At 38.8% G+C, this 1,148-nt stretch carries 1 protein-coding gene; it reads left to right on the forward strand.

Features of this window, described 5'->3' with window-relative positions; all coding sequences use genetic code 11:
• A partial coding sequence (locus tag FTU44_RS15050; RefSeq protein ID WP_218950001.1) for a cation transporter occupies positions 1–977 on the forward strand: 977 nt, incomplete at its 5' end.
• Between the last annotated feature and the right edge of the window lie 171 nt (positions 978–1,148).

The raw sequence follows: 1,148 nt of genomic DNA on the forward strand, positions 1-1,148 counted from the left end.
AACAGATGGTTCGTATGGCGCTATCTTCAATTGATGGTGTTCAAAAACTCATCTTTGATTTACCTAACCGTTCTTTAAAGGTTCTACATAATCAAAAAGATGAAAATATAACCACCAAACTTGAAGCTTTGGGTTTTGGTGCAAAGCTTGTGAAGACTGAAACTTATATAAGCAATCAACAGGCTAAGCAAACAAGTACCTACACCATTCCTAAAATGGATTGCTCTGCTGAAGAGCAAATGGTCCGTATGGCTCTTGCAGATATTGAAGCAGTTAAAGGTCTTACTTTTGATCTTCCCAATCGAAAACTGAAAGTCTTCCATAATGAAGGGATTCAGCAAATTACGGCTAAACTCGAAGGACTGGGTTTTGGGGCGAAACTTGATGAAACACAGCTTTCTTCAGGCGATATACCTAATGAACCTGATCCTGTGAGACAAGCTAAAGTACTTAAACTGTTATTAGGTATTAATGCTCTACTTTTCTTTATAGAATTCATCAGCGGTATTATTGCTGCGTCTACAGGATTGATTGCTGATTCTCTAGATATGTTTGCCGATGCAGCCGTTTATGGTATTGCGCTATATGCCGTCGGAAAAGCTGCGAAATATCAAATAAAAGCAGCCCATTTCGCAGGTTGGATTCAGTTATTACTTGCTGTTATCGTGATTGTTGATGTCATTAGACGATTCATGTTTGGAAGCGAGCCAGAATCAACGCTCATGATTGTTATTGGCCTGCTCGCACTTATAGCTAACGTGACATGCTTATATCTTATTTCTGGTCATCGAGAAGATGGCGCACATATGAAAGCCAGTTGGATTTTCTCGGCGAATGACGTTGTCGTAAATATGGGCGTTATATTTGCCGGTGTACTCGTGGCGTGGACGGGATCAGCTTATCCAGACTTAATCATTGGCATACTGGTTTCTTTATTCGTACTTAATGGTGCCCGAAAAATTTTGGCTTTGAAGTAAGAGTATCGAAAATGAATCTATTTGGCACTATTGCAAATAACCACGAATGGTAAGCTGAAGACTGTTTTAGCTAAAGGTGCAGCATATGAATCCTTATGTCTTAAAAGCATGTAATTTTTAGTATTAAAAATAGCCCTCTGTTGAGGGCTATTTAACATAAAATCTCTTATA

The sequence above is a fragment of the Acinetobacter sp. YH12105 genome (assembly GCF_013419095.1).
Lineage (GTDB): Bacteria > Pseudomonadota > Gammaproteobacteria > Pseudomonadales > Moraxellaceae > Acinetobacter > Acinetobacter pseudolwoffii.